This window comes from Pseudomonas sp. RIT778, assembly GCF_019718735.1.
In the GTDB taxonomy this organism is placed as follows: domain Bacteria; phylum Pseudomonadota; class Gammaproteobacteria; order Pseudomonadales; family Pseudomonadaceae; genus Aquipseudomonas; species Aquipseudomonas aphyarum.
Genome location: NZ_JAIHBA010000029.1, coordinates 103,738 through 114,163, shown reverse-complemented (window position 1 = coordinate 114,163; position 10,426 = coordinate 103,738). Strand labels below are relative to the sequence as shown.

Annotated in this window: 9 protein-coding genes; 1 reads left to right on the top strand and 8 read right to left on the bottom strand. The window is 55.9% G+C overall.

The window, feature by feature from the left end; genetic code table 11:
* A partial coding sequence (locus tag K5E37_RS20680) for a hypothetical protein (RefSeq protein WP_221534997.1) occupies nt 1–862 on the bottom strand: 862 nt, incomplete at its 3' end.
* A 106-nt stretch (nt 863–968) separates the two neighbouring features.
* A complete protein-coding gene (locus tag K5E37_RS20675) occupies nt 969–2,615 on the bottom strand; it encodes a hypothetical protein (RefSeq protein ID WP_221534996.1) in 1,647 nt (548 codons plus the stop codon).
* 358 nt (nt 2,616–2,973) lie between these two features.
* Here K5E37_RS20675 and K5E37_RS20670 point away from each other — a divergent pair, with 358 nt between their 5' ends.
* On the top strand, nt 2,974–3,684 hold the full coding sequence (locus K5E37_RS20670; RefSeq protein WP_221534995.1) for a CPBP family intramembrane glutamic endopeptidase: 711 nt from the start codon (nt 2,974–2,976) through the stop codon (nt 3,682–3,684).
* Between the two features lie 167 nt (nt 3,685–3,851).
* On the opposite strand, the gene K5E37_RS20665 is transcribed toward K5E37_RS20670, so the two are convergent.
* The 6 genes from K5E37_RS20665 to atpD all read right to left on the bottom strand — a co-directional run bounded on the left by K5E37_RS20665 (nt 3,852) and on the right by atpD (nt 10,404).
* Nucleotides 3,852–4,259 carry a hypothetical protein gene (locus K5E37_RS20665; RefSeq protein WP_221534994.1) on the bottom strand — a complete coding sequence of 136 codons (408 nt, stop codon included), beginning with the start codon at nt 4,257–4,259 and terminating at the stop codon, nt 3,852–3,854.
* Nucleotides 4,260–4,328: 69 nt separating this feature from the next.
* Nucleotides 4,329–6,161 (bottom strand): glutamine--fructose-6-phosphate transaminase (isomerizing), encoded by a 1,833-nt coding sequence (gene glmS, locus K5E37_RS20660; RefSeq protein WP_221534993.1) that lies wholly within the window; start codon nt 6,159–6,161, stop codon nt 4,329–4,331.
* A 2-nt stretch (nt 6,162–6,163) separates the two neighbouring features.
* Nucleotides 6,164–6,940: a DeoR/GlpR family DNA-binding transcription regulator gene (locus tag K5E37_RS20655; protein WP_007954166.1), complete on the bottom strand. Its 777-nt coding sequence runs from the start codon at nt 6,938–6,940 to the stop codon at nt 6,164–6,166.
* Nucleotides 6,941–7,070: 130 nt separating this feature from the next.
* The gene (gene glmU / locus K5E37_RS20650; RefSeq protein WP_007954165.1) at nt 7,071–8,438 is read right to left on the bottom strand and encodes a bifunctional UDP-N-acetylglucosamine diphosphorylase/glucosamine-1-phosphate N-acetyltransferase GlmU; all 1,368 of its coding nucleotides are present in this window, start codon (nt 8,436–8,438) and stop codon (nt 7,071–7,073) included.
* Nucleotides 8,439–8,556: 118 nt separating this feature from the next.
* Entirely contained in the window at nt 8,557–8,982 is a 426-nt protein-coding gene (locus K5E37_RS20645) for a F0F1 ATP synthase subunit epsilon (protein ID WP_007954164.1), read from the bottom strand.
* A 45-nt stretch (nt 8,983–9,027) separates the two neighbouring features.
* Nucleotides 9,028–10,404, bottom strand: coding sequence for a F0F1 ATP synthase subunit beta (gene atpD, locus K5E37_RS20640; protein WP_007954162.1), 1,377 nt, complete (start codon nt 10,402–10,404; stop codon nt 9,028–9,030).
* Between the last annotated feature and the right edge of the window lie 22 nt (nt 10,405–10,426).

The following is a 10,426-nucleotide window of genomic DNA, read 5'->3' as shown; positions in this document are numbered from 1 at the left end:
CGCGAATTTTTTGATTGCTGGTCAACTGGATAACCATTTCCAGGTTGGCGGGATTAAGGAATTCGTCGATCAGCTTCGTCTGGGACTGTATATCTCTCTCGATGACTGTGAGCTCATTCAGTCGGTTGAAAACAGCCTCTGCCTGTTCAACCTGTGCATTGGTCAAACGAGTATTTGAGGGAATGGTTTCAAGTAAGCGGCGAAAATCGAGCAGACGCTCCTGATACCGCTGTTGACCCAACTGTAGCCATACCCCCATTCCTTTGAGATTTCCGAAGGAATGGGGGTACCAGTGACGCTCCTCATAGGACTTACCCTTCTCATCAATCCCTTTTTTGATGATTTGATAGTCCCATCGCACTTCCAACTGGCTGCTTTTCCACCGAGTTTGCAGGATGTCACCCACACGCTCGGGAAGGATTTGCATGAGGTGGTCAATTCTTTCTAGTAGCCCGCGATGCCTGATATTTGCCGTTCTTACCCGCTCAACAAACGCATCCCGCTGGAGGAGTAACGTCTCCACCTTATGGCGGCGGATGTTTCTTTTTTCCGCGGCTGAAAGTTGTTTTAACGCGCCTTTGACCTCAGCGTCATGAAGGCCCAAGTGATTGTGGGCGCAGCAATGACCTATCAGTACGTTAGAGCCATCTTTGAGTTCGACAACAAAGCCATGCTGGTGCATCTTCGAACAGCGCGTACCTTTTTTTTGGTATTGGCAACTGGCTTCAGGCTGGATCAAGCGATATGGGCGTAATGGGTGACTGTACTGCTCCTTGGTCAACGTGATGTCAGAGCAGATTTTGAACAGGGAGAGGAGATCGACAAGCGATCTGAGTTCGATGATGCCATGAGTAGGAGCCATGCAGTCCTCTTGAGCGAACAGCAATGAGAGAGCTGTATATTAACCCAGTAATGCCATATTGGTCTCACTGGGTAAAAAAGGAGAAACCGTTACCACACCAGCAGCACTACGCCGCCCCGGAAGCGGATACAGATGTGAGTGGCGCTGAGGGAGCTGGCATTGAAGTGTTCTCAACCGCGGCTCGCTTTTGGTCCCGCTCCTTTTTTCTAGCCGCTCGCTCGTAGCTCATCTCAATTTCTTTCAAAGGGTGGTTGATGAAGTGCTGTTCGAAGGTGCGGATCAGCCCTGCATCGTTACTACCCAAGACTTGCTCGAAAACCTGATCTGAGGCCCTGGCAACGATCTCGTACTTTTGAGTTTGAAGGTTTCTCTCCGAGATCATCAGCAGCGCCTCGGGTGTGAATCGACCGCTGCTCCAAATTTCAAAACGCTGCGTAAGGTCTTGCCACTCTGAGTGACGCTTGGCCACTTCGCGAATCACCGGGATCCGCTCATCAAGCCATTTTACGACCTCAGCGTCGTCAACATTGCCCATGGGGTTAACCCCCTTACACTCAATGAACACTACGTCTCGATTTCTTCTGGCAATCAAGACGTCAATTTCAGCTTCGCGTCCTAGGCTATCTTTGACCTTGCGATTTACCTCAGGATCGCCACCTGGAAAGCTGGTCTTGGCAATCAGAGCCACCGCAAATTCGAACAGACTGCCTCGTAACGTGGAAGCGGCGCCTTCGATTCGGGAAAGGACGTTGAAAATCTTATCCAGAGTCTCAGGGCTATCCAGAAGCCTCGCCGTATTCTCGAGCACCGAGCATAAATTCTTAAGGACCCTAGCGACTTCTAGGCCGAAGAGGTTTTCTGTTGTGGCCGGGATGATGCCCTCGCTTTTCAACAGTGCGAACGCTTCCATTGAAAACTCTTCGGCTACAAAAAGCTGAAGACAGCGGTTCACCTTCTTCAGACTTCGAAGCGTCGTACATTTTTTTACGAACGCACTCAGCTCCTTCGCCGTTACCTTTCCATTCAAGGCAATGTCGCAAACAAAAAAGCCTCCTTTAACGCCAGTGGCTTCAGTGTAGGAACGCATTGGGAACAGATAAGACGGCCCAGCTATATCCCATTGGAACGTGCCTACTTGAGGCATCTTCTCAAGACCATCGTCTTCACGCGTTTTGACGGCCTCGTAGCTCACCAGGCCCAAATTTCGCGCCCAGTCTTTAACTGCTAAGAGCGCCACGCGCTCACAAATATTTCGAGCTTTAAGTCGGGGGAGTGTGAATCCGTCTTTAAGAGAAATCTCCTGATCGCACCTCACGATGCATACATCACCACCCGGTAGGGTGACCTCCTTGACGAGATCTGCACTAATCAAACGCTCAAGGAGAGTATGCGCGGAAATGTGTTTCAGCTGAGCGACTGGCGCACCACAGGCTATGAGAAAGTGTGAACGCATCATTATGTTGGAGCGCATCTTCAAAGCCTGAAGCGCTTGGTAATACGTGCTGTTCGTCTCCTGGAGCGCATCCATCAGCTTCGAGAAAAATCTTGGCGAACCGTAATCGGAGCGCAAGTAGACAAAGCGGGCACGATGCGGGAAAACCAAATGCCCAAGCTTTCTCATGTCATCGCAGCCGCGCTCAACACGCTTGCGTGCTGCCGCAGGCGTCAAGTTGTGCTCGACTTCCAAAATCTTCGCGAGCTCACTGCTCAACATTGGGCCGCTTTTGGTCAAGATTTTTGAAACCGCATCCATAGCCACTCCGCGCCTTCTCGGTAAATGTCACACTGCGCTATTTATAACCTTGTAAACAAGGTCCAAATCCCTATCGTCGAACAAAAACCAGAAAGCCACGTTCTACAAGGGCTGTAGGGCCATTCACAGATAGAAAATCAGGAAAATGTCACAATAGTCATTCTAGCGCTTCTTTCCCCTCCTTATACATGAAGTGAGCGGCGCCTTTGCCTAGCGCCGGCACCTCTATAACTGTGACGGTCTCTAGGAGTCAACGCGCCCAGTCATCCTGGCCTGACTTCGATGTGATGCTCTCCAGGGATACGGATTTCCCGTTCGCTGCCGTTACATGTAATTCCATCAATTTCAAGGAGGCGGTATGAAGGTCGAGAACATTCCAGTAGGCAACGCTTCAAGGCTTGAACCGTACAAATGGTTATCTCGCTGGGGCATGGCAGTGTTGGCCGTATTTCTTTTCTACAAACTACAGACCGCCACTGTTGAGTTTGTGGGGCAAGAAAACTGGAATTCCTTATGGCTGGTAGGAGCACATGGAATCACGGGGGCAGCCTTACTATTGCTGGCGGTCGTTCAGTTTCACAACTCGGGTGGTCCCAAAGCGCTCATCGGACACAATTTAGGATCGACGCTTCGCATCGGCATCCCTTTGATCGCGTTTGGGTATGTGGTGACGACCATTCTAGAAGTGGCCTTGGGGTTCGGCCGAGAACCATTCATGGAAAAGCTACTGTCGGAGCTCTCGACAGCGCAAATCGTTCTATTCGTAGCAATGCTGTTGGTGTTTCCGCCGCTGAGTGAGGAGCTGTTGTATCGGCATTTTCTCATTCGCCTATTCCCAAGCAGGAGCAGGTCGTGGCAATGGGCCGCCGTCATTGTTACGGCAGCACTTTTCGCGTTGCTACACGGGCAATACAAAAACTGGACGTCTTTTCTTCTCCTGGGATGCTTGGGAGTAATTTTCGGTGTGGCTCGTATCGCCAGTGGAGGTCTCCTCGCACCGGTACTGCTGCACAGCTTCGCTGAAGTCGCCGGCATGACTTCAGATTTGATCCTCGCCAATTTGGAGTGAAATCGTAATTTGACTGAGGCGGAATCCCCGGTGCTGACATCATGAGAAGCCGCGTATCGTACGAGACGCGCCATGATCCATTTTACTTAGCTTGTCACGCAGGTCGTTTCGGCTTGGGACGTGCCACGTTGTCATTGTACTCAAGGAACGCACTCGCTTTCTCCTCATCAGTCAGATTCAAAAACTGGAGTGCGACGGGGCGATTTGACTGCCTGGGGCGCGTCAATCCCCAAAGTATCCATATCTCTGACTGCTGCGCGTTCTTTCTCGCTCAACGCGGATTGAAAGACGGTCGCAATCACACGTTCGCTACGATCTGCACGGGTGAAATCTACGACGTTTGACTTAACCGCATCGGGCAGATCGACGGGGCATTGCAAGTCCTTATGATTCTGCTTTCTGCGATTGCTCAGCGCCTGTAGCTCTTCGACCTCAGCGGCACTTGCTGTGTATGCTGCAGAACGGTACGCACGAGTGATATCGATTCGGTTCACCCACTGCCGGTTCGCTTTGCGGCACTCCACGTATGCCAGCTTCAACAACAGTGTGATGGCAAAGAGGTTCAGCGGCCGCATGAGACCGTTTTAATTCGCATGCGACCGTTTTAATTCTCAAAAGCCAAGAGGTGATCAACTGTGGATAACTTATTCCACCGTCACCGACTTCGCCAGGTTACGCGGCTGATCCACGTCAGTGCCCTTGAGCACGGCGACGTAGTACGACAGCAATTGCAGCGGAATGGTGTAGAGGATCGGCGACAGGATGTCGTGGATGTGCGGCATCTGCACCACGTGGGTACCTTCGCCGTTGGTCATACCGGCCTTCTCGTCAGCGAATACGATCAACTCGCCGCCACGTGCACGGACTTCCTGCAGGTTGGACTTGAGCTTCTCCAGCAGTTCGTTGTTCGGAGCCACGGTCACGACCGGCATGTCGTTATCCACAAGCGCAAGCGGGCCGTGTTTCAGTTCGCCAGCCGGGTAGGCTTCGGCGTGGATGTACGAGATTTCCTTGAGCTTCAACGCCCCTTCCATCGCCACCGGGAATTGCGCGCCACGGCCCAGGAACAGCGTGTGGTTCTTCTCGGCGAACAGCTCTGCGATTTTTTCGACTGTGCTGTCCATGGCCAGCGCTTCGCCCAGACGGGTTGGCAGACGACGCAGTTCTTCGACCAGCGTGGCTTCGACGCCATCGGCCAGAGTGCCGCGTACCTGGCCCAGGGACAGAGTCAGTAGCAGCAGACCGACCAGTTGCGTAGTGAAAGCTTTGGTCGAAGCCACGCCGATTTCACGACCGGCCTGGGTCAGCAGAGTCAGGTCGGATTCGCGTACCAGCGAACTGATGCCGACGTTGCAGATCGCCAGGCTTCCCAGGAAACCCAACTCCTTGGCGTTGCGCAGGGCGGCCAGGGTGTCGGCGGTTTCACCGGACTGGGAGATGGTCACGAACAGGGTGTCCGGCTGCACCACCACCTTGCGGTAGCGGAACTCGCTGGCGACTTCGACCTGGCAAGGAATGCCGGCCAGCTCTTCGAGCCAGTAACGGGCAACCATGCCGGCATGGTAGCTGGTGCCACACGCCACGATCTGCACGTTGCGCACTTTGGCGAACAGTTCGGCCGCTTGCGGGCCAAACGCCTGCACCAGCACCTGATCCGAACTCAATCGACCTTCCAGGGTGCGCTGTACTACGGATGGCTGCTCGTGGATTTCCTTGAGCATGTAGTGACGGAACTCGCCTTTGTCGGCGGCTTCGGCGCCATCGGTGTACTGGACGGTCTGGCGCTCGACGGCTTTGCCGGTCACGTCCCAGATCTGCACCTTGTCACGCTGGATTTCGGCGATATCGCCCTCTTCCAGGTACATGAAGCGGTCGGTGACCTGGCGCAGGGCCAGTTGGTCGGAAGCGAGGAAGTTTTCGCCCAGGCCCAGACCGATCACCAGCGGGCTGCCGCTGCGAGCAGCAACCAGGCGATCCGGCTGCTGCGCGTGGATAACCGCCAGACCGTAGGCGCCATGCAGTTCCTTGACCGCTGCCTTCAGAGCGTCGGTCAGGTCAGGCAACGCCTTGAGTTTTTCAGTCAACAGGTGGGCGATGACTTCAGTGTCGGTATCGGAACTGAACACGTAGCCCAGCGCTTTGAGTTGTTCACGCAGCGCCTCATGGTTTTCGATGATGCCGTTGTGCACGACGGCAACGTCACCGGAGAAATGCGGGTGGGCATTGCGTTCGCTCGGCGCACCGTGCGTGGCCCAGCGGGTGTGGGCAATACCGAGACGGCCGACCAGCGGATGTTCGGCGAGAGCCGCGTCGAGTTCGCTGACCTTGCCGACACGACGGGTGCGTTCCAGCGTGCCGTCATTGGTGTACACCGCCACACCGGCACTGTCATAACCCCGGTATTCCAGGCGCTTGAGGCCTTCGACCAGAATGGCGGTGATGTTACGTTCAGCTACCGCGCCGACAATTCCACACATGCTTATTTCTCCTGACTGACAGTCGCGCAAATCAAGTTGATACCGCGAGCCTGAATCTGAGCGCGTGCCTCAAGGGGCAGGCGATCATCGGTAATTAGGGTATGGACGCTGCTCCATGGCAGCTCCAGGTTGGGAATCTTGCGGCCGATCTTGTCGGCCTCGACCATGACGATCACTTCCCGCGCCACTTCCGCCATCACCCGGCTCAGGCCGAGCAATTCATTGAATGTGGTGGTACCACGCACCAGGTCGATGCCATCGGCACCGATAAACAACTGGTCGAAGTCGTAAGAGCGTAGTACCTGCTCGGCGACCTGGCCCTGAAAGGATTCCGAATGCGGATCCCAGGTGCCGCCAGTCATCAGCAGCACAGGCTCGTGTTCGAGTTCGCTCAGGGCGTTGGCCACGTGCAGGGAGTTGGTCATCACCACCAGTCCCGGCTGTTGGCCAAGCTCGGGGATCATGGCGGCAGTGGTGCTGCCGCTGTCGATGATGATGCGGGCATGCTCGCGGATGCGTGAGACGGCAGCGCGGGCGATCGCCTGTTTGTATTTGGAAACGTTGAGGCTGGTGTCTGCCACCAGCTCATGCGGCATGGTGATGGCTCCGCCGTAGCGACGTAGCAGCAAGCCATGACTTTCCAGAGCAGCGAGATCCTTGCGAATCGTAACTTCCGAAGTTTCGAAGCGCTTGGCCAGTTCATCCACACTCACTTCGCCCTGCTCATTGAGCAAAGCCAGAATATTGTGACGACGCTGAGGTGTGTTGCGTTTCGACATGGCTGACTAAGTTTCGATTCGAAAGATAACGGAAGCAATCAAAACCTATCAGCTGCAAATCGTCAAGCTGTGCCCAATAAAAAAGACCGCCGGCGGCGGTCTCTTTCATACTTCGAGCACTGTGGATAACTCAGCTCTTCTTGATCTTCTCCGGTCGCTTCCAGCCATCGATGTTCTTCTGCCGCGCACGGCCAACGGCCAACTGGGCGTTATCCACATTCTGGGTAATGGTCGACCCGGCTGCAGTGGTTGCACCGGCGGAGATATCCACAGGCGCCACCAGCGAGTTGTTGGAGCCGATGAACACATCCTCACCCAACACGGTTTTCCACTTGTTGGCGCCGTCGTAGTTGCAGGTGATGGTGCCGGCGCCGATGTTGGTGCGGGCACCGATCTCGGCGTCGCCCAGGTAAGTCAGGTGTCCAGCCTTGGCGCCCTCGCCCATGCGCGCGTTTTTCAGTTCGACAAAGTTACCCACATGGGCGCGGGCCTCCAGCACAGTGCCCGGACGCAGACGGGCAAACGGGCCGGCATCGCTGCCTTCACCCAACACCGCACCTTCGATGTGGCTGTTGGCCTTGACCACCACGCCTTTGCGCAGGGTGCTGTCCTTGATCACGCAGTTCGGGCCGATCACTACATCGTCTTCGATGACGACTTTGCCTTCGAGAATTACGTTGATGTCGATCAGCACGTCGCGACCCACGGTCACTTCGCCACGTACATCAAACCGGGCCGGATCGCGCAGAGTCACACCCTGAGCCATCAAGCGACGGCCAGCGCGCAACTGATAGTGGCGCTCCAGTTCGGACAGTTGCTTGCGATCGTTGGCGCCCTGCACTTCCATCGGATCATGGGGTTGTTCGGTCGCAACTACCAGGCCATCACCGACCGCCATTTCAATCACGTCAGTCAGGTAATACTCACCCTGGGCGTTATTGTTCGACAGACGACTCATCCAGTCAGCCAGATGGCTGGCAGGCACGGCGAGAATGCCGGTATTGCCCTCGGTGATCGCACGTTGCGCTTCGCTGGCGTCCTTGTGCTCGACGATCGCGGCGACCTTGCCGCTGGCGTCACGCACGATGCGGCCGTAGCCGGTCGGGTCGTCCAGTTCGACGGTGAGCAATCCCATTTGGCCGGGCACGACGTGCTTGAGCAGACGCTGCAGGGTCTCGACTTCGATCAGCGGCACGTCACCGTAGAGAATCAGAACGGTATCGGCCGTGATGAACGGCACAGCCTGGGCAGTCGCATGACCGGTGCCCAGCTGCTTGTCCTGCAATACGAAATTGAGATCATCGGCGGCCAGACGTTCGCGCACGACATCGGCACCATGGCCGATGACGACGTGAATGCGCTGGGGATCAAGTTGGCGGGCACTGTGGATAACATGGCCGAGCATGGAGTCGCCGGCAATCGGGTGCAGCACTTTTGGCAGCGCGGAACGCATGCGGGTGCCTTGACCGGCCGCGAGGATAACGATTTCAAGAGACATGACTGGCTACCAATCCTGGGTGGTCAGCAACTGCGACCGGGTTTCGGGAATTCTGAAAAGAAAAAAGGGTAGCCGAGGCTACCCTTTTTTATCAATCGCACAACAAGTGGCTGACGGATTAACCGCCAAACTTCTTGCGGATCTGCTGGACGGTGCGCAGCTGAGCTGCAGCCTCGGCCAGACGTGCGGACGCAGCTCCGTAGTCGAAATCTGCGCTCTTCTCGTGCAGAGCAGCTTCGGCAGCCTTGAGAGCTGCTTGAGCCTGAGCTTCATCCAGGTCGGCGGCACGTTGCACGGTATCGGCAAGCACCTTGACCATGTTCGGCTGAACCTCGAGGAAACCACCGGAGATGTAGAACACCTCGGCTTCCCCGCCTTGCTTGATCAGGCGGATCGGACCTGGCTTCAGATTAGTGATCAGCGGCGCGTGGCCCAGAGCGATACCAAGATCACCCAGAGCACCGTGCGCAATCACCATCTCGACCAGGCCGGAAAAGATTTCTCCTTCCGCGCTGACGATGTCGCAATGGACTGTCATAGCCATCTGATTGCCTCAACCTAAATTAGCGCCCGTTGCCGGGCGCCTGGATTACAGTTTCTTGGCTTTCTCGATCGCTTCTTCGATGCCGCCGACCATGTAGAACGCTTGTTCTGGCAGGTGGTCGTAGTCACCGTTGAGGATGCCTTTGAAGCCAGCAATGGTGTCTTTCAGGGAAACGTATTTACCCGAAGCACCGGTGAAGACTTCAGCCACGAAGAACGGCTGCGACAAGAAGCGCTGGATCTTACGAGCACGGTTTACCAACTGCTTGTCGGCTTCCGACAGCTCGTCCATACCCAGGATCGCGATGATGTCCTTCAGCTCTTTGTAACGCTGCAGCACGTACTGAACACCACGAGCGGTCTCGTAGTGATCGTTGCCGATCACGTTCGGGTCCAGCTGACGCGAAGTCGAGTCCAGTGGGTCTACCGCCGGGTAGATACCCAGGGAAGCGATGTCACGGGACAGAACGACGGTGGCGTCCAGGTGAGCAAACGTGGTCGCTGGCGACGGGTCAGTCAAGTCGTCCGCTGGTACGTATACGGCCTGGATCGAAGTAATCGAACCTTGCTTGGTCGAAGTGATGCGCTCTTGCAGCACGCCCATCTCTTCAGCCAGGGTCGGCTGGTAACCTACTGCCGAAGGCATACGGCCCAGCAGTGCGGATACTTCGGTACCGGCCAGGGTGTAACGATAGATGTTGTCGACGAACAGCAGAACGTCGTTACCTTCGTCACGGAACTTCTCGGCCATGGTCAGACCGGTCAGCGCTACGCGCAGACGGTTTCCCGGTGGCTCGTTCATCTGACCGTAGACCAGGGCTACCTTGTCGAGAACGTTGGAGTCCTTCATCTCGTGGTAGAAGTCGTTACCCTCACGAGTACGCTCACCCACACCGGCGAACACGGAATAACCGCTGTGCTCGATGGCGATGTTACGGATCAGTTCCATCATGTTTACGGTCTTGCCTACACCGGCACCACCGAACAGACCGACTTTACCGCCCTTGGCGAACGGGCAAACCAGGTCGATAACCTTGATGCCTGTTTCCAGCAGCTCGTTGCCACCGGCTTGTTCAGCGAAGGAAGGAGCGGCGCGGTGGATACCCCAGCGCTCTTCTTCGCCGATCGGGCCAGCTTCGTCGATCGGGTTGCCCAGTACGTCCATGATCCGGCCCAGAGTCGCTTTACCGACCGGTACGGAGATGGCTGCGCCAGTGTTGTTGACGTCCAGACCGCGCTTCAAGCCTTCGGTGGAGCCCATCGCAATGGTACGAACCACGCCGTCGCCCAGCTGCTGCTGAACTTCCAGAGTGGTTTCGGCGCCTTGAACCTTCAAGGCGTCGTAGATGCTCGGTACGCTGTCGCGTGGAAATTCCACGTCGATAACGGCGCCGATGATTTGAACGATACGTCCGCTACTCATAGCTGGATCCTCTGAATATTTG

Excerpts from the sequence above, each read along its gene's own strand:
- K5E37_RS20670 (WP_221534995.1), top strand. The coding sequence starts at position 2,974 with ATGAAGGTCGAGAACATTCCAGTAGGCAACGCTTCAAGGCTTGAACCG.
- glmU (WP_007954165.1), bottom strand. The coding sequence starts at position 8,438 with ATGTCTCTTGAAATCGTTATCCTCGCGGCCGGTCAAGGCACCCGCATG.
- K5E37_RS20645 (WP_007954164.1), bottom strand. The coding sequence starts at position 8,982 with ATGGCTATGACAGTCCATTGCGACATCGTCAGCGCGGAAGGAGAAATC.
- K5E37_RS20665 (WP_221534994.1), bottom strand. The coding sequence starts at position 4,259 with ATGCGGCCGCTGAACCTCTTTGCCATCACACTGTTGTTGAAGCTGGCA.
- K5E37_RS20675 (WP_221534996.1), bottom strand. The coding sequence starts at position 2,615 with ATGGATGCGGTTTCAAAAATCTTGACCAAAAGCGGCCCAATGTTGAGC.
- glmS (WP_221534993.1), bottom strand. The coding sequence starts at position 6,161 with ATGTGTGGAATTGTCGGCGCGGTAGCTGAACGTAACATCACCGCCATT.
- atpD (WP_007954162.1), bottom strand. The coding sequence starts at position 10,404 with ATGAGTAGCGGACGTATCGTTCAAATCATCGGCGCCGTTATCGACGTG.
- K5E37_RS20655 (WP_007954166.1), bottom strand. The coding sequence starts at position 6,940 with ATGTCGAAACGCAACACACCTCAGCGTCGTCACAATATTCTGGCTTTG.